The following is a 16,158-nucleotide window of genomic DNA, read 5'->3' as shown; positions in this document are numbered from 1 at the left end:
GGGGGCGTGTTTTGCCAGCACGCCGCCGGTGGCCTAGAGGGCTACGACTCACGCCCAAGAAGTCGAAAACCCCAAAAGCCGAAACCTGAGGTTCCCATGCAGATCAGTTTTTCCGCCGCTCCTTCCACCGCCGCGCTCGCGTTTCCCGTGGAGAAGGAAGGTCTCGATCGGCTGACCACGACCGCGCTCGATAGCGATGCGCTGGCCGTGGTGAAGGGCGCTGCCCGCGCGAGCCGCTTCGAGGGAGAGGCCGGCGGCCTGGTCGAGGCGTTCGTGTCGCAGCCCGACGGGGTGCGTCGTGTCCTGCTGCTCGGCACCGGTGGTGGCAGCGAGAGCGAGTATGAACGCGCTGGCGGCGCGCTGACCGCGCGCTTGCTCACCTCCGGCGTCGATGCAGCCGCCGTCGATTTCGGTTCGGCCGGGGCGGCGCCCAAGGCGGTGGCGCGCTTCGCCGCCGGCGCGGCGCAGCGCTCGTGGCGGCTGGATGTCTACCGCACCAAGCTGCCCGAAAAGTCGAAGCCGACGCTCACCTCTATCGCCCTGCTCAACACGCCCGAGGGCAGCGAGACCGCCTGGGCACCGCAAAAGGCGCTGACCGAGGGGCTCGAGTTGACCCGCACGCTCGTCGCGGAGCCACCCAACGTCATCTATCCCGAGACTTTCGTCGAACGCGTGCTGGCCGATATCGAGGGGCTGGGCCTCGAAGTGACCGTGCTCGGCGAGGCCGAGATGGCGGAACTCGGCATGGGGGCGCTGCTCGGCGTCAGCCAGGGCTCGGCCCGCGATGCGCGCCTGCTCGCGCTCAAATGGACTGGCGCCGCGCCCGGCGACCCCGCGCTCGCGCTGGTCGGCAAGGGCGTGACCTTCGATACCGGGGGCATCTCGCTCAAGCCCGGCGCCGGCATGGAAGACATGAAGTGGGATATGGGCGGCGCCGGCGCGGTCGTCGGCACGATGAAGGCACTCGCGCTGCGCAAGGCGAAGGCGAACGTCATCGGCGTGTGCGGCCTGGTCGAGAACATGCCCGACGGCAACGCCATCCGGCCGGGTGACGTGCTCACCTCGATGTCGGGCCAGACGATCGAGGTGCTCAACACCGACGCCGAAGGGCGGCTGGTGCTGTGCGACGCGCTCACCTGGGTCCAGCGGACTCACCATCCGAAGACGATCGTGGATCTCGCGACCCTCACCGGTGCGATGATCATCGCGCTCGGCAACGAGCATGGCGGCTGTTTCGCGAACGACGATTCGCTGGCCGAGCAGCTTCTCGCCGCCGGCAAGGCGTCGGGCGACCTGCTGTGGCGCTTTCCGCTGTCCGATGCGTACAACAAGCTGATCGACTCGCCGATCGCCGACATGAAGAATGTCGGCCCGCGCGGAGCCGGCTCGATCACCGCCGCGCAGTTCCTGCAGCGCTATATCGATACCGGCATCCGCTGGGCGCATCTCGACATCGCCGGCATGGTCTGGGCCGACAAGCCCGGTGCGACCTGGGACAAGGGCGCAACCGGTTACGGGGTCCGCCTGCTCGACCGGTTCGTGGCGGACAATTTCGAGGGCTGAGCCATATGGTCGTCACCCCGGACTTGTTCCGGGGTCCACGGTGCCGCAGATCAGCGGTCCGCGGTTTTGCGGAACAGTGGATGCCGGAACAAGTCCGGCATGACGGAAACGGGAATGCAGGTCGACTTCTATCATCTGACCGTCCAGCCGCTCGATCGGGTCCTGCCGCGCATCGCCGAGCGCGTGGTCGAGGGCGGCGGGCGCCTGCTTGTCGTCGCGGAGAGCGAAATCCAGCGGATCGCGCTCGACAAGCTGCTCTGGACCTATTCCCCGGAAAGCTTCCTCGCCCATGGCCAGGCCGGCGGGGAGGGCGATTCGCTCCAGCCGATTCTAATCGCGGGCGCGCCGGTCGCCGCCAATGACGCGCGCAACATCGCATTGGCCGACGGTGTCTGGCGCGAGGAAGCGCTTGGCTTCGACCGCGTCTTCCACTTCTTCGACGGCGACCGGATCGCCGAGGCGCGGCTGGCCTGGAAGGCGCTCGCCGATCGCGACGGGATCGAGCGCCGTTACTGGAAACAGAGCGACTCCGGCAAATGGGAACAGGCCGCCTGATTGGGCCTGCCGTCCGGCCCAGCATGCTTGCATCCCGGCCCGCTCCCGCCTAGGGGAGCCGCGACTTTTCCGCCCTTTCAAATACAGGAGCCCGTGACCGTCATGGCCGCGAACCGTACCTTCTCGATCATCAAGCCCGATGCCACCCGCCGCAACATCACCGGCGCCGTCACGAAGATGCTGGAGGACGCGGGTCTCCGCGTCGTCGCCTCCAAGCGCATTCAGATGACCAAGGACCAGGCCGAGGGCTTTTACGGCGTTCATCGTGAGCGCCCTTTCTTCAACGACCTGGTGTCGTTCATGATCTCCGGCCCGGTCGTCGTTCAGGTGCTCGAGGGCGAGAACGCCGTTCAGCGCAACCGCGACGTCATGGGCGCGACCAACCCGGCGAACGCCGATGCCGGCACGATCCGCAAGGAACTGGCCGAATCGATCGAGGCGAACTCGGTCCATGGTTCGGACTCGGACGAGAATGCGGCGATCGAGATCGCCTATTTCTTCAAGCCGGAAGAGATCGTCGGCTGAGATGAGCTGGCGGGTGCGACAGGCTGGAGCAGCGGATGCCGCCGCCCTGTCGCTTGTCGCCTCCGCCACTTTCCTCGAAACCTTTGCCGGTCTGCTCGGCGGCGACGACATCGTCGCGCATTGCGCGACGAGCAACGATCCCGAAAAGTTCGTCGCCTGGGCGAACGATCCGCTCGGCGCGGTGACCATCGCCGAAGTCGAGAATGGCTTTGCCCCGGTCGGCTATGCGGTGCTGACCGACCCCGACCTGCCGGTCGCTCCCGGCCCCGCGGACATCGAACTCAAGCGCATCTACACCCTGTCGCTGATGCACGGCACCGGTCTTGGCCCGGCGCTGATGGAAGCCGCGGTCGAGGATGCCGCCCGGCTCGGCCGCAAGCGCATCCTGCTCGGCGTCTATGGCAAGAATCTGCGCGCTCACAGCTTCTACAAACGCCAGGGCTTCCAGATGATCGGCGCGCGGCAGTTCCTCGTCGGCAGCACCCTGCACGATGACGTGGTCTTCGCGCGGGACATCTGATCCCGACTGCTAACCGGACGGCTTCGGCTTCTCCCGAGCCCAGATCGCCTCAAGCCGCGCCGGCTGCGATGTCCGCTCGCGCAATATCACTCCCTTGAGCCGAAGCGCCCGCCCGCGCAGCACGCGACCCTCGGTCTGCCACACCACGTCATAGATCGCGCTGTCGCTGCGCTGCGTGTCGGCATCCCAATAGCTGCTGGTGATCAGCACCGGCAGGCGGCCCTCCCGGGCATCCGGGCCATCGTCAGTCGCTTTCAGGATCGCATCGGCGAACCAGTCAGCCTGGATATGCGGCTCCAGCACGCTGGTTTGCGCACTCACCCCAAGCGCGGCGGGGAAGCGGACGTCGATGCTCTGGATCGGATGCGCCTCGTCCTTGAGCACCAGCCGCGCGCCGCCATGTTCCGGCGTCGCCGTCAGCAGCACCAGGGTGCGTGCCTTGCTCTCGCTCGCCTTTTCGGCCTGCTTCTCCTGCTCGTCGGCACGGCGATCGGACCAGCTCATCCACAGGCTGAGCGCCGCGATGATCAGGCCGGCCACGCCGACCACTTCCGCCAGGGTCACCCAACGCCGCCGCGTCGCCGCCGCCTCGGCCCTGTCGACCGCCTGCTGCGCGGCACTCTGGATCACGGGGTCGGGCGCGGGCGGGGGAGGTGGAACGGGATCGGGTTCAGGGACGGGCTGAACCGGGGTTTCGTCGCTCATCGTCCGCCAGCCTCCAGCAATTTGCGTGGCGCCACCAGTTCCCAGCTGATCGCGATCCGATCGCCGACATGGTCCCAGTCGGTTTCGCCGGTGTCGAGCCGCAGGCCGATCCAGCCGGCATGGCCGATATAGGGCGGCACATAATAAAGGTCTGGGTCCATCTCGACGAGCATCGCCTGCTCCTCCAGCCCGCTCGTCTTGACCTGCACCGCGGTGCGATCGTCGCCATGATGGTTGTGCGAGAAATAGGCGAAGACCTTGCCCTTTTCGATGAAGAAGGTCGGCGCGCCATGCGAAATCTTCTCGGCGGCGCAGGGCATGGCCATGCAGATGTCGCGGATCTTGGCGAGGACTGGCTCTGGATCTGGACTCATCGCACCGTGAAGTCTGCCAGAACCTTCGGGTAAAGGCGATGCTCTTCGGCGAGCACGCGCGCCGAGAGGGTATCGACGGTGTCGCCGGGAAGGATCGGCACCTCGGCCTGGCCGAGTACCTCGCCGCCATCGAGCTCCTCGGTAACGATATGCACCGAGCACCCCGCGAGCGCATCGCCCGCGTCGATGGCGCGCTGATGCGTGTCGAGACCCTTGTATTTGGGCAGCAGCGAGGGGTGGATATTGACGATCCGGCCCCGCCAGCGCGCGACGAAATCGTCGGAGAGCAGGCGCATATAGCCGGCGAGCGCGATCACTTCGACGCCGGCATCGCGGAGTGCGGTATCGATCGCGGTTTCATACTCGGCCTTGGGCATGCCCTTGGGCGATTGCGCGAAGGTGTGGAGGCCGGCGTCGCGTGCCCAGGCCAGGCCAGGCGCGTCGGGCTTGTCGGAAGCGACGATGGCGATTTTGTACGGGCAGGCGGGATCACGCGCGGCTTCGGCGAGCGACATCATGTTTGAACCACGGCCCGAAATCAGAATGCCGACCTTGCGCCTCACGACTCCACCTCCCGCAAGCGGGAGGGGAATAAAAAGCGATCAGGCCTCATGCGTCGCCGACCAGGCAGCCCTGGCACTCCAGGCCTCATCACTCCCGAACACCGTGCAGCCACGCGTCCCGGCCTCGATCGCCCCGATCGCAAACACCGTCTCGCCGGCGGCTTCCAGCCCCTGCTTCACGCACTCGACCTCATCCGCAGCCACCACCGCGACCATCCCGATCCCGCAATTGAAGGTCCGTGCCATCTCCTCCGGCTCGATCGCGCCCTGGCCCTGCAGGAACGCCATCAGCCGCGGCTGCGGCCACGTATCGGCATCGATTCGCGCATGCACGCCCTCGGGCAGTACGCGCGGGACATTCTCCAGCAGCCCGCCGCCGGTGATATGCGCCAGCCCCTTGATCCGTTTCTGGGCGAGCAACGGCAGCAGCGACTTCACATAGATCCGTGTCGGCGCCATCAGCGCGTCGATCAGCATCACCTCCTGGTCGAACAGGGCAGGGCGGTCGAGCTTCCAGCCCCGGTCGGCCGCAAGCCGGCGCACCAGCGAGAAACCGTTCGAATGGACGCCCGACGAGGCCAGGCCGAGCAATACGTCGCCCGGCGCGATCGCCGCGCCGGTCAGCACCCGATCCCGCTCGACCGCGCCGACGCAGAAACCCGCGAGATCGTAATCGCCCTCGGCATACATGCCCGGCATCTCGGCCGTCTCGCCGCCGATCAGGGCGCAGCCGGCCTGCTTGCAGCCTTCGGCGATCGAGGCGACGACCCGCTCCGCCACTGCCGCATCGAGCTTCGCGGTCGCATAATAATCGAGGAAGAACAGTGGTTCTGCGCCCTGCACGATCAGGTCGTTGACGCACATCGCGACCAGGTCGATCCCGACCCCGTCATGGCTGTTATGGTCGATCGCGAGCTTCAGCTTGGTGCCGACCCCGTCATTTGCCGCAACCAGCAGCGGATCCTTGAACCCTGCGGCCTTCAGATCGAAAAAGCCGCCAAAGCCGCCCAGATCGGCATCCGCGCCGGGCCTGCGTGTCGACTTCGCGAGGGGCGCAATCGCCCGGACCAGCGCGTTGCCGGCCGCGATGGAGACGCCCGCCTGGGCATATGTATAGGGTTCAGTGTCGCTCATTGCGTGCGCACTAGGGTCCGCATTCAATATTCGCAATGGTCGCGATCGCCCGGAGAGGGGCGCCGGCAAGGAGCGTGGCGCAGGGCGGGCCGGGCAGCCCGTCCAAGCCACGCGACGCAGTCCGGCGCGCCTCTCCGGGCGACCCCTTCGGGGCGGGCGGATTTTGGCGTGAAGCGGCGTCGCGCGTCGGTCACGATGGAAATCCATCGCTCCCTCCTTGCTCCTGGCCTCACGCCAAAATCCGCTCCGTCGCGGCCGTTGCGAATATTGAATGCGGACCCTCGCCATATCCTGCTTGGATTTCCACGCCTGCTTCGCCAAAAGGGCCCGCAATGATTGCCCGCCGCCTTGTCCGCCTGCTCCCGATCGCCCTGATGATCGCCGTCACCGGCGGAATCGTCGCGGCACAGGATGATGAAGATGGCAGCCGCGGCGTATCGCCGGGCGATGGCTCGGGCAGCTATGAGGTCGGCGGCATCGATGTCGACGTGACCGCGAAGACGGCGGACGCGGCGCGTACCGGCGGCTGGCGCATTGCCCAGCGCAAGGGCTGGCAGATGCTCTCGCAGCGCCTCGGAGGTGGTGGTGGCCTGGTTTCCGACGGCACGCTCGATTCGATGGTGTCCGGCATCGTCGTCGAGAATGAGCAGATCGGCCCCAACCGCTATGTCGCCCGCCTGGGCGTGCTGTTCAGCCGCGCACGTGCCGGCGCGCTGCTCGGCGTCGCCGGACGGACGACGCGCTCGGCGCCGATGCTCACCATCCCGATCGAATGGTCGGGCGGGGCGGGGCAGGCGTTCGAGCAGAAGACTCAGTGGCAGGAGGCGTGGAACCGCTATCGCACCGGCAACAGCGCGATCGACTATGTCCGGCCCGCCGGTTCGGGGCCCGATTCGCTGCTGCTCAATGCGGGGCAGACCGGCCGGCCCAGCCGCATCTGGTGGCGCACGATCCTCGATCAATATGGCGCGTCCGACATTCTCACGCCCGTGGTGCGGCTGTCCCGCCAATGGCCGGGCGGCCCGATCATCGGTGTGTTCGAGGCGCGGCACGGCCCCGACAATCACATTATCGCGCGCTTCACCCTGCGCGTCGGCAATGGCGATGCCCTGCCGGTACTGCTCGATGCCGGGGTGAAGCGGCTCGACGATGCCTATCAGGCGGCGCTGCGTAGCGGCGTGCTCCGCACCGATCCCGGCCTGTACAATCGCCCGCCCGAGCCGACCGCGGTCGTCGAGGAAGAAACGCCGGGCGAGGCTCTGGTCGAAACCACCGACGCGGTTCAGGTCACCACCGGCACCGCGATCAGCATCCAGGTCGATACGCCCGGTGCCTCCTCCGTCTCGGCGACCGAGGCCGCGCTCCGGGGCATCCCGGGCGTACGCTCGGCGCTCACTACCAGCCTTGCGCTGGGCGGCGTCTCGGTGATGCGCGTCAGCTTCGATGGGGATCCGGCGGCGCTCCGGCCATTGCTCGAAGCTCGGGGCTGGACGGTCCAGGGCACCGGCACGACCCTGCGCATCCGCCGGGCGGGAGCGCCGTCGCAGGGCAGCACGCCGCCGCCGTCCCCGCCACCGGAAAACGCGACTAACTGATGAGCCAGATCGCGCTGCCATTCGATTGGCCGCCGGACCCGCGCGACGACGAATTCCTCGTCAGCGATTCGAACGCACGCGCCGTCCAGCAGCTCGAACGCTGGAGCACATGGCCGGTGATGGCCGTGGTGCTCACGGGCCCCCGCAAGTCGGGGCGCAGCCTGCTCGCGCGCATCTTCGCGGCGAAGAGCGGCGGCGAGATCATCGACGATGCCGAACGCCAGAGCGAGACGGCGATCTTCCACGCCTGGAACCGCGCGCAGGAAACCCGGCACCCGCTGGTCATCGTCGCCGACGTGCCGCCGCCCGAATGGACGGTCAAGCTGCCCGACCTTCGCTCGCGCCTCACCGCCAGCCCGACCGCGCGAATCGGTCCCCCGGATGAGACGCTGATGCAGGCCCTGTTCGAGCGGCAGTTCCTCCGGCGCGGCCTGGATGCCCGCCCCGATCTGATCCAGTGGCTGATTCTTCGGGTCGAGCGGAGCCATGTCGCCCTCCTGCGCACCGTCGATGTGCTCGATCAGGCGGTTCTCGAACGCCACAAACGCTTGTCGATTCCGCTCGCGCGCGCCACATTGGCGGAAGTGGGGCTGATCGCCGGCCGCGCACCCGAATTACCGATCGAGAACCTATGACACGGCCCGCCCATATCGTGCGTCTGGACGATGACGACGATCCGTTTGCGTCCGGCGAGGGCAGCGAACGCTATTTCAACCGGGAACTTTCCTGGCTGGCGTTCAACCGCCGCGTGCTTGAGGAGGCGTGCAATCCCGCGCACCCGCTGCTCGAGCGAGTCCGCTTCCTGTCCATCTCGGGTTCCAACCTCGACGAGTTCTTCATGGTCCGCGTCGCCGGGCTGAAGGGACAGCAGCTCCAGGACGTGGATCGCCTCTCGGCCGACGGCATGTCCTCGCGCCAGCAGCTCGCCGCGATCGTGGCGGAGGCCGACGAGCTGGTCGAGAGCCAGCGCTCGGTCTGGCGCGATCTGCGCCACGAACTGGCCGAAACCGGAATCGTCGTGCTCGGCTCCAAGACCATCGACGCTGCGGTCACGCCCGAGGAGATGGCCTGGCTCGAAACCCATTTCCGCGAACAGATCTTCCCGATCCTGACACCTCAGGCGCTCGATCCGGCGCATCCGTTCCCGTTCATGCCCAACAAGGGCCTGGCGGTGATGTTCGACCTCGTCCGCCTGTCGGATAACGAGCCGATCCGCGAGCTGGTCATGCTCCCGGCGCCGATGGCGCGGTTCATCCGGCTGCCGGGCGAGATGGCGCGTTATGTCGCGGTCGAATCGCTGGTGAAGCGCTTCTCGTCGCTGGTCTTCCCCGGCTACCGGGTCGAGGGCGGGGCCGAGTTCCGCGTGCTGCGAGACAGCGATATCGAGATCGAGGAAGAGGCGGAGGATCTGGTCCGCTACTTCGCCAATGCGATCAAGCGCCGCCGCCGCGGCCGGGTGATCCGGCTCGAGCTGGAAAGCGGCATGCCTGACGGCCTGTCCAAGGCCTTGCGCGACGAATTGGGTGGCGCGGATGCGTTCGTGACCGAAAGCGGCGCCTTTCTCGGTGTGGGCGATCTGGAATCGATCGTCGACGAGGATCGCCCGGACCTGAAATTCCCGCCCTACAGCCCGCGGTTTCCGGAGCGGATCCGCGAGTTCAACGGCGATTGTTTCGCCGCGATCCGCGCCAAGGACATTGTCATCCACCACCCGTACGAGACGTTCGACGTGGTGCTGGCGTTCCTGCGCCAGGCGGCGGGCGACCCGGATGTCGTGGCGATCAAGCAGACGCTCTACCGCGCTGGCAAGCAACCCGCCGTCATCAACGCGCTGATCGCCGCGGCCGAGGCGGGCAAGTCGGTCACCGCGGTGGTCGAACTCAAGGCACGTTTCGACGAGGAGCAGAACCTGCTCTGGGCCTCCGCGCTGGAACGGGCTGGCGTGCAGGTCGTCTATGGCTTCATGGAGTGGAAGACCCACGCCAAGGTTTCGATGGTCGTCCGGCGCGAGGCGGGGCAGTTCCGTACCTATTGCCACTTCGGCACCGGCAATTATCACCCGGTTACGGCAAAAATATATACCGATCTCAGCTTCTTCACGGCCGATCCTCGTATCGGGCGCGATGCCGCGCAGATGTTCAACTACGTCACCGGCTATGTCGAACCGCATGACATGGCGCTGGTCAGCCTGTCGCCGCGCGACCTTCGCCCGCGGCTGATGAGCCTGATCGATGCCGAGATCGACTTCGCCAGGGCTGGCAAGCCTGGCGCGATCTGGGCCAAGATGAACTCGGTGGTCGACCCGGCGGTGATCGAGAAGCTCTACGAGGCAAGCGCAGCGGGCGTACGGATCGATCTGATCATCCGCGGCATCTGCTGCCTGAAGCCGGGCGTGCCCGGCCTGTCCGAGAATATCCGAGTCAAATCCGTGATCGGCCGCTTCCTCGAGCACAGCCGGATTTGGGCATTCGGCAACGGCAAGGCTTTGCCCAATGACGGGGCGAAGATTTTCATCTCCTCGGCCGACTGGATGCCGCGCAATTTCGATCGCCGCGTCGAATATATGCTGCCGATCGAGAATCCGACGGTGCACGACCAGATCCTCGACCAGGTGATGGTCGCCAATTTGATCGACAATGAACAAAGCTGGGAGCTTCAGGCCGATGGCAGCTATGTGCGGGCGCAGCCCGGCGATCGGCCGTTCAACCTGCACCGCTACTTCATGACCAACCCGTCGCTGTCCGGCCGTGGTGCGGCTCTGTCGGCCAGCGATGCCGTCCCAAAACTTTCGTTGAGCCGGAGGCGTTAGGGGGCGTGGCCACCCTTCTTTTCCGCAAGCCCAGGGCCGACACGGCCATGGAGCCGCGCACCGGCATCATCGATATCGGGTCCAACTCGATTCGCCTCGTCGTCTATCAGGGGCCGGAACGGCTGCCTGCGATCCTGTTCAACGAAAAGGTGATGGCCGGCCTCGGCCGCGGCCTGGCCGAGACTGGCGCGATCGGCGCGCCGGCGCTCGACGTCGCGGCCGAAGCGCTGGCGCGCTTCGCCGCCGTCGCGCGCGAAATGGAGATTACCCGGTTGCGCACCGTTGCCACCGCCGCAGTGCGTGAGGCGTCCAACGGGCAGGTGCTGCTCGACACGGCGCACGGGCTCGGGCTGGACGTCGAATTGCTCTCGGGCGAACAGGAGGCGACGGCCGCCGGACACGGCGTGCTGTCCGCCATTCCCGACGCAGACGGAATCGTCGGCGACCTCGGCGGCGGCAGTCTTGAACTGGTCCGCATCTCGGGCGGCAAGGTGCGTGATCGCGCGTCCTTCCCGCTCGGAGTCCTCCGCATCGGCGCCTTCCGCACCAAGGGACAGGGCGCGCTCGAACGCCAGGTGTACAAGGCGCTGAAGGGCCCCGGCTGGCTCGGGCGGGGCGAGGGGTTGCCGCTCTACCTCGTTGGCGGGTCGTGGCGGGCGCTTGCGCGGCTCGACATGCACCTCAACAACTACCCGCTGCCGGTGATCCACCAATATTCCATGGCGCTGCCTGCGATCGCACGCATGGGCCGGACGATCAGCCATGTGCCGAAAAGCTGGCTGCGCGCCATCCCCGGCCTCTCCTCGGGCCGCGCGACCACTCTGGGGGATGCCGCCGCGCTGCTTGCGGTGCTGCTCAAGCATCTTCAGGCCGACACCACGATCGTCTCCGCCTTCGGCCTGCGCGAGGGCCTGCTCTATGGCGCGCTGGACGAGCAGGTTCGCGCGCAGGATCCTCTGATCGTCGCCGCGCGCGACGAGGGGCAGCGTCACGGTCGTTTTGCCGAGCATGGCGACCTGCTCGATCACTGGATCGCGCCCCTGTTCACCCGCGATACGCCTGCCCAGGCACGGTTGCGGCTCACGGCGTGCCTGCTCGCCGATGTGGGCTGGCGCGCCAATCCCGAATTCCGCGCCGAACGCGGCGTGGAGATCGCGCTGCACGGCAATTGGGTGGCGATCGACGCCAGAGGTCGCGCGATCGTCGCCCAGGCGCTGTTCACCAGCCTTGGCGGCGGCACCGACATTCCGGCCCCGCTGCAATCGCTGGCGCCGGTCGACGAATTGAAGCGCGCGATCACCTGGGGCCTGGCGATGCGGCTGGGCCAGCGACTCAGCGGTGGTCTCGCTGGCCCGCTGCGCCGCTCGCGCCTGGCGGACGATGGGGAGATCGTGACGCTCCACGTCAACCCGGACGACCTCGCGCTCTATGGCGAGGCGGTCGAACGCCGCCATGCGGCGCTATGCACCGCGTTGGGCAGGAAGCCGATCGTTACCGCCTGATCGTCAGCCGCCCCGATCAACCGCAATGAACGCGGGTGACGATGTCCTTCTCGTCGAGATCGACGTTCAGCCGGTCGATGCGGTAATCCATCGTCACCGCCATGCCTGGCCGGATCACCCGCACGGTGCCTGATCCAGTCGCGAGTCGTGCTTTTTCGACAGCGTCGGCCGAATAGGGTTTGCCGATCAGGCCGTTCGCGGCCCCGGCAGAGCAATTGCCCGGCGCAGGTGTCTCGGCTGGCGTCTCTGCCGGCGGAACCGGTGCGCAGGCCGTCAGCGCGGCGAGCAGAATGAGCACTCTCATGCCTCGACATCCTCCGTCCGGGTCATCTTCAGCTTGCCATTGACCACCGCAAAGGCAAGCCGCCCTTCGACGAGATCGAGCGCATCCCGGCCGAACTGATCGAATCGCCAGCCCTCCAGGATCGAGATCCCCTCGCGCTGGCCCGCGGCCAGCGCTTCCAGATCCTCGCTCCGCGCGAGCAGGCGCGCGGCAACGTCGATTTCCTTGGAGCGGATCTTGAGCAGCAGCTTGAGCAGGTCGGCGACCAGCGCGCCGTCCTTGCCGAGCCCCGGCTTGCGATCGTCGCGGGCCGGCATTTCCTCGGCGCTCATCGGCACCGCGGCTTCCAGCGCTGCCATCAGCCGCGCGCCGATATCGTTGCCCGCCCAGGTCGCGGAAAGCCCGCGCACCTTGGCGAGATCGGCCTGCTTGCGTGGCGAATGGCCGGCGAGATCGGCCAGGGTCTCGTCCTTGACGATTCGGCCGCGGGGCAGGTCCTTGCCCCGCGCCTCCAGCTCGCGCCACCGCGCCAGCGCCTTCAGCCGGCCGAGCACATCTGGCTTGCGCCCCGCGATCCGCACGCGCTTCCACGCCTCGTCGGGGTCGTTGGCATAGTTTTTCGGATCGCCCAGCCGCTCCATCTCCTGGTCGAGCCACGCGCCGCGGCCGGTCTTGCGCAGCCGTTCGAGCATCTTGGGGAAGATCTTGGCGAGATGGGTGACGTCGCCGATCGCATATTCGATCTGCCGCGCGTCGAGCGGCCGCCGGCTCCAGTCGGTGAAGCGCGCCCCCTTGTCGACCTGGATGCCGAGATAGGCGTCGACCAGGTTGGAATAGCCCACTTGCTCGCCTTGCCCCAGCGCCATCGCCGCCACCTGGGTGTCGAACAGCGGGTGAGGGGTCTTGCCCGTCAGATTATAGATGATCTCGAGATCCTGCCCGCCGGCATGGAAGACCTTCAGCACGTCCTCGTTCTTGACCATCAGGTCGAGCAACGGGGTCATGTCGAGTCCCGGCGCCATCGGGTCGATCGCCGCCGCCTCGTTCACATCGGCGATCTGTATGAGGCAGAGTTCCGGCCAGAAGGTGTTCTCCCGCATGAACTCGGTGTCGACGCAGACGAAGTCCGCCTGGCCGAGTCGGGTGCAGAGATTGGCGAGGGCGGCGCTGTCGGTGATTAACGGATGGATATGCATCGCAACGCCATAGACATGTGTCGCCGCCTTGACAAAGCGGCGTATGACGGGGAAGCGCGCGGGCTCACGCCCATCGGCATCCACTCGTTCGAAAAGACAGATCATGCACGCCTATCGCACCCATCATTGCGCCGAGCTGCGCCCCGAACAGGTCGGGCAGGAAGTCCGCGTTTCCGGCTGGGTCCACAAGAAGCGCGACCATGGCGATCTCGTGTTCGTCGACCTGCGCGATCATTACGGCATCACCCAGATCGTCACCGACATCAGCGGCCCCGTATTCGACGTGATCGAGTCGCTGAAGAACGAGTCGGTCGTCACCATCACCGGCACCGTCGTCGCGCGTGCTGCCGAGGCGGTGAACCCCAACCTCGCGACCGGCGCGATCGAGGTCCGCGCCGCCGCGGCCGTCGTCCAGTCGGTCGCCCACGACCTGCCGATGCCTGTCGCCAGCGAGAATGAATATCCCGAGGAAATCCGCCTTCGCTACCGCTTCCTCGATCTGCGCCGCGAACGGCTCCACGCCAACATCATGCTGCGCAGCCAGGTCATCACGTCGCTCCGCCAGCGCATGATCGGCCAGGGCTTCACCGAATTCCAGACGCCGATCCTGACCGCGTCCTCGCCGGAAGGTGCGCGCGACTATCTCGTCCCGTCGCGTGTCCATCCGGGCAAGTTCTACGCACTCCCCCAGGCGCCGCAGATGTTCAAGCAGCTGCTGATGGTCGCCGGCTTCGACCGCTATTTCCAGATCGCACCGTGTTTCCGCGACGAGGATGCCCGCGCCGATCGCAGCCCAGGCGAATTCTACCAGCTCGATTTCGAGATGAGCTACGTCACCCAGGACGACGTGTTCGCCGCGATCGAACCCGTGCTGCACGGCGTATTCGAGGAATTCGCCGACTGGCAGGGCAAGGGCCGCACTGTCTCGGCACTGCCGTTCAAGCGCATCCCGTACCGCGAATCGATGCTGAAATACGGCAGCGACAAGCCCGATCTGCGCAACCCGATCCTGATCTCGGACGTGTCGGACCATTTCAAGGGTTCGGGCTTCGGCCGCTTCGCCGCGATCGTCGAGGGCGGCGACGTCGTCCGCGCCATCCCGGCACCCGGCACCGCCGACAAGAGCCGCAAATTCTTCGACGACATGAACAGCTGGGCGCAGGGCGAAGGCTTTGCCGGTCTCGGCTATGCGACGCGGAAAGGCGGCGTGTTCGGCGGGCCGATCGCCAACAATCATGGCGAAGAGGGCATGGCGAAGATTGCCGAAGCGCTCGGCCTCGGCCCAGATGACGGCGTGTTCTTCGCTGCCGGCAAGGAAGGCCAGGCGGCCAAGCTCGCCGGGCTCGCCCGCACCCGAGTCGCCGACCAGCTCGGCCTGATCGACCAGAACCGCTTCGAATTCTGCTGGATCGTCGACTTCCCGATGTTCGAATATGACGAGGACGCGAAGAAGGTCGATTTCAGCCACAACCCCTTCTCGATGCCGCAGGGCGAGATGGAAGCACTGGAGACGAAGGATCCGCTCGAGATCCTCGCCTATCAATACGACATCGTCTGCAACGGCGTGGAGCTGTCGTCGGGCGCGATCCGGAACCACAAGCCGGAGATCATGTACAAGGCGTTCGAGATCGCCGGCTATACCCGCGCCGATGTCGACACCAATTTCGCCGGCATGATCAACGCGTTCAAATGCGGCGCCCCACCGCATGGCGGCTCGGCGCCGGGCGTCGACCGCATCGTGATGCTGCTCGCCGACGAGCCGAATATCCGCGAAGTCATCGTCTTCCCGATGACCCAGAAGGCCGAGGACCTGATGATGGGCGCGCCCAACTTCGCCACCGCGAAGCAGCTGCGCGAACTCAACATCCGCACGGTCGAGGTCGCGACGGCCAAGCCAACGGTCGAGGCGGTGCGCCCCGAGTAACCAGCTTTCCCGTCACCCCGGACTTGTTCCGGGGGCCACCGTGCCGCATGAATCGCGCTCGCAGTTGGTGCAGCGCGTTGGATGCCGGAACAAGTCCGGCATGACGGAATTGGCAGGTTATGACGATCAATCTCTCGGACTATGAATCCGGCGCCAAATACGGTGGCGATTATGACGACGACCTGGCCAAGCTGCAGGAGCGGCTCGCCCATATCCAGGTCGCGCATATCGTCCACAAGCGCCGCGCGCTGGTCCTGCTCGAAGGCTGGGATGCGGCGGGGAAGGGGGGCATCATCCAGCGCCTCACCACCGAATGGGATCCGCGCAACTTCCAGGTCTGGCCGATCAAGGCGCCGACCGAGGACGAGCTCGGCCATCATTTCCTCTGGCGCTTCTGGAAGAAGCTGCCCGCCAATGGCAACATCGCGGTGTTCGATCGCAGCTGGTACGGTCGCGTCCTGGTCGAGCGCGTCGAGGGTTTCGCCAAGGAAGCGGAATGGCGCCGCGGCTATGACGAGATCAACGAGTTCGAGGCGCAGCAGGGCGATTCGGGCACGACCATCGTCAAGCTGTTCGTCCATGTGACCCAGGAGGAACAGGACGAGCGGCTCAAGGCCCGGCTCGCACATCCCTGGAAGCGCTGGAAAACCGGCGCGGAGGACTATCGCAACCGCGACAAGCGCAGTGAGTATCTCGATGCGATGGCCGAGATGTTCCGTCGCACCGATACGCGCTGGGCACCCTGGCACGCGATCGACGGCAACCATAAAAAGGCGGCCCGCATCGCCGCATTGACCGTCATCGCCGACCGGCTTGAGGCCGCGGTACCGATGGATGCCCCGCCGCTCGACCCCGAGGTGGAGAAGCTCGCGCGCAAGGCGCTGGGGATCAAATAGGCAGAACCACCGAC

At 66.6% G+C, this 16,158-nt stretch carries 16 protein-coding genes; 10 read left to right on the top strand and 6 right to left on the bottom strand.

The annotated features are described in order from the left end of the window. Positions 1-96: 96 nt before the first annotated feature. From AC1RT8_RS02125 to AC1RT8_RS02110, 4 genes are all read left to right on the top strand, one after another. Positions 97-1,563, top strand: coding sequence for a leucyl aminopeptidase (locus AC1RT8_RS02125; protein WP_493073949.1), 1,467 nt, complete (start codon positions 97-99; stop codon positions 1,561-1,563). A gap of 114 nt (positions 1,564-1,677) precedes the next feature. Further along, on the top strand, positions 1,678-2,118 hold the full coding sequence (locus AC1RT8_RS02120) for a DNA polymerase III subunit chi (protein WP_493074660.1): 441 nt from the start codon (positions 1,678-1,680) through the stop codon (positions 2,116-2,118). Positions 2,119-2,220: 102 nt separating this feature from the next. After that, positions 2,221-2,643, top strand: a complete 423-nt coding sequence (gene ndk / locus AC1RT8_RS02115; protein ID WP_493073948.1) for a nucleoside-diphosphate kinase — start codon at positions 2,221-2,223, stop codon at positions 2,641-2,643. A gap of 13 nt (positions 2,644-2,656) precedes the next feature. Next, a complete protein-coding gene (locus AC1RT8_RS02110) occupies positions 2,657-3,163 on the top strand; it encodes a GNAT family N-acetyltransferase (RefSeq protein WP_493073947.1) in 507 nt (168 codons plus the stop codon). A gap of 9 nt (positions 3,164-3,172) precedes the next feature. On the opposite strand, the gene AC1RT8_RS02105 is transcribed toward AC1RT8_RS02110, so the two are convergent. From AC1RT8_RS02105 to purM, 4 genes are all read right to left on the bottom strand, one after another. Then, positions 3,173-3,868: a hypothetical protein gene (locus AC1RT8_RS02105; RefSeq protein ID WP_493073946.1), complete on the bottom strand. Its 696-nt coding sequence runs from the start codon at positions 3,866-3,868 to the stop codon at positions 3,173-3,175. After that, the gene (locus AC1RT8_RS02100) at positions 3,865-4,242 is read right to left on the bottom strand and encodes an MmcQ/YjbR family DNA-binding protein (RefSeq protein WP_493073945.1); all 378 of its coding nucleotides are present in this window, start codon (positions 4,240-4,242) and stop codon (positions 3,865-3,867) included. The genes AC1RT8_RS02105 and AC1RT8_RS02100 overlap by 4 nt, the downstream gene beginning before the upstream one ends. Next, a complete protein-coding gene (purN, locus tag AC1RT8_RS02095) occupies positions 4,239-4,760 on the bottom strand; it encodes a phosphoribosylglycinamide formyltransferase (protein WP_493073944.1) in 522 nt (173 codons plus the stop codon). Before purN ends, AC1RT8_RS02100 begins: the two co-directional genes overlap by 4 nt. Before the next feature lie 84 nt (positions 4,761-4,844). Next, positions 4,845-5,939, bottom strand: a complete 1,095-nt coding sequence (gene purM, locus AC1RT8_RS02090; protein ID WP_493073943.1) for a phosphoribosylformylglycinamidine cyclo-ligase — start codon at positions 5,937-5,939, stop codon at positions 4,845-4,847. Positions 5,940-6,271: 332 nt separating this feature from the next. Between purM and AC1RT8_RS02085 the strand changes: the two genes are divergently transcribed. The 4 genes from AC1RT8_RS02085 to AC1RT8_RS02070 are packed head-to-tail and all read left to right on the top strand — an operon-like array spanning position 6,272 to position 11,845. Then, positions 6,272-7,534 (top strand): heavy-metal-associated domain-containing protein, encoded by a 1,263-nt coding sequence (locus AC1RT8_RS02085; RefSeq protein WP_493073942.1) that lies wholly within the window; start codon positions 6,272-6,274, stop codon positions 7,532-7,534. After that, positions 7,534-8,169, top strand: a complete 636-nt coding sequence (locus tag AC1RT8_RS02080) for an HdaA/DnaA family protein (protein ID WP_372854287.1) — start codon at positions 7,534-7,536, stop codon at positions 8,167-8,169. Before AC1RT8_RS02085 ends, AC1RT8_RS02080 begins: the two co-directional genes overlap by 1 nt. Continuing rightward, positions 8,166-10,343: an RNA degradosome polyphosphate kinase gene (locus tag AC1RT8_RS02075; RefSeq protein ID WP_493073941.1), complete on the top strand. Its 2,178-nt coding sequence runs from the start codon at positions 8,166-8,168 to the stop codon at positions 10,341-10,343. Before AC1RT8_RS02080 ends, AC1RT8_RS02075 begins: the two co-directional genes overlap by 4 nt. Positions 10,344-10,390: 47 nt before the next feature. Continuing rightward, entirely contained in the window at positions 10,391-11,845 is a 1,455-nt protein-coding gene (locus AC1RT8_RS02070; RefSeq protein ID WP_493074659.1) for a Ppx/GppA phosphatase family protein, read from the top strand. A gap of 16 nt (positions 11,846-11,861) precedes the next feature. Here AC1RT8_RS02070 and AC1RT8_RS02065 read toward each other — a convergent pair whose 3' ends face one another. After that, a complete protein-coding gene (locus tag AC1RT8_RS02065) occupies positions 11,862-12,149 on the bottom strand; it encodes an I78 family peptidase inhibitor (RefSeq protein WP_493073940.1) in 288 nt (95 codons plus the stop codon). After that, complete coding sequence (rnd, locus tag AC1RT8_RS02060; protein ID WP_493074657.1) at positions 12,146-13,324, bottom strand: ribonuclease D; 1,179 nt, start codon at positions 13,322-13,324, stop codon at positions 12,146-12,148. Before rnd ends, AC1RT8_RS02065 begins: the two co-directional genes overlap by 4 nt. Positions 13,325-13,427: 103 nt before the next feature. Here rnd and aspS point away from each other — a divergent pair, with 103 nt between their 5' ends. Together aspS and AC1RT8_RS02050 are read left to right on the top strand one after the other, a co-directional pair. After that, on the top strand, positions 13,428-15,248 hold the full coding sequence (aspS, locus tag AC1RT8_RS02055; protein WP_493073939.1) for an aspartate--tRNA ligase: 1,821 nt from the start codon (positions 13,428-13,430) through the stop codon (positions 15,246-15,248). A gap of 119 nt (positions 15,249-15,367) precedes the next feature. Beyond that, positions 15,368-16,144: a polyphosphate kinase 2 family protein gene (locus AC1RT8_RS02050; protein ID WP_493073938.1), complete on the top strand. Its 777-nt coding sequence runs from the start codon at positions 15,368-15,370 to the stop codon at positions 16,142-16,144. Positions 16,145-16,158: the final 14 nt, after the last annotated feature.

The sequence above is a fragment of the Sphingomonas sp. GW821-FHT10F11 genome (assembly GCF_058809095.1).
Note: the sequence above shows the minus strand (reverse complement) of the source record. Positions and strands in the feature narration are given on the sequence as shown.

Bases quoted from the DNA above. Each gene is read 5' to 3' on its own strand.
- AC1RT8_RS02125 (WP_493073949.1), top strand. From the start codon at position 97: ATGCAGATCAGTTTTTCCGCCGCTCCTTCCACCGCCGCGCTCGCGTTT.
- AC1RT8_RS02120 (WP_493074660.1), top strand. From the start codon at position 1,678: ATGCAGGTCGACTTCTATCATCTGACCGTCCAGCCGCTCGATCGGGTC.
- ndk (WP_493073948.1), top strand. From the start codon at position 2,221: ATGGCCGCGAACCGTACCTTCTCGATCATCAAGCCCGATGCCACCCGC.
- AC1RT8_RS02105 (WP_493073946.1), bottom strand. From the start codon at position 3,868: ATGAGCGACGAAACCCCGGTTCAGCCCGTCCCTGAACCCGATCCCGTT.
- AC1RT8_RS02100 (WP_493073945.1), bottom strand. From the start codon at position 4,242: ATGAGTCCAGATCCAGAGCCAGTCCTCGCCAAGATCCGCGACATCTGC.
- purN (WP_493073944.1), bottom strand. From the start codon at position 4,760: ATGATGTCGCTCGCCGAAGCCGCGCGTGATCCCGCCTGCCCGTACAAA.
- purM (WP_493073943.1), bottom strand. From the start codon at position 5,939: ATGAGCGACACTGAACCCTATACATATGCCCAGGCGGGCGTCTCCATC.
- AC1RT8_RS02085 (WP_493073942.1), top strand. From the start codon at position 6,272: ATGATTGCCCGCCGCCTTGTCCGCCTGCTCCCGATCGCCCTGATGATC.
- AC1RT8_RS02080 (WP_372854287.1), top strand. From the start codon at position 7,534: ATGAGCCAGATCGCGCTGCCATTCGATTGGCCGCCGGACCCGCGCGAC.
- AC1RT8_RS02075 (WP_493073941.1), top strand. From the start codon at position 8,166: ATGACACGGCCCGCCCATATCGTGCGTCTGGACGATGACGACGATCCG.
- AC1RT8_RS02070 (WP_493074659.1), top strand. From the start codon at position 10,391: ATGGAGCCGCGCACCGGCATCATCGATATCGGGTCCAACTCGATTCGC.
- AC1RT8_RS02065 (WP_493073940.1), bottom strand. From the start codon at position 12,149: ATGAGAGTGCTCATTCTGCTCGCCGCGCTGACGGCCTGCGCACCGGTT.
- rnd (WP_493074657.1), bottom strand. From the start codon at position 13,324: ATGCATATCCATCCGTTAATCACCGACAGCGCCGCCCTCGCCAATCTC.
- aspS (WP_493073939.1), top strand. From the start codon at position 13,428: ATGCACGCCTATCGCACCCATCATTGCGCCGAGCTGCGCCCCGAACAG.
- AC1RT8_RS02050 (WP_493073938.1), top strand. From the start codon at position 15,368: ATGACGATCAATCTCTCGGACTATGAATCCGGCGCCAAATACGGTGGC.